Annotated in this window: 1 pseudogene; it reads right to left on the minus strand. The window is 40.1% G+C overall.

Going from position 1 to position 202, the window contains the following annotated elements:
* A pseudogene (locus tag AAEY57_RS21400) lies at positions 1-202 on the minus strand (IS3-like element ISPpr7 family transposase); the annotation flags it as partial.

Consider the following 202-nt stretch of genomic DNA (forward strand, 5'->3'; position numbering starts at 1 on the left):
GTTTTAAATAACGACTCAGAGTACGGGTTGTCATTACTTACTGACGGTCGGCTAAATGATGGCACAATGCCTAGCTCTCGCTTTATTTGCTCTCGACTGCAAATATCCTTCATTAAATCTGCGGATAATTCACTTAATTGTGTGTCGTGAACCTGCCAACCGACAACCTTTCGACTAAAAATGTCCATCACTAAATATAAGT

Source organism: Pseudoalteromonas sp. MER144-MNA-CIBAN-0113, assembly GCF_040308965.1.
GTDB lineage: Bacteria > Pseudomonadota > Gammaproteobacteria > Enterobacterales > Alteromonadaceae > Pseudoalteromonas > Pseudoalteromonas tetraodonis.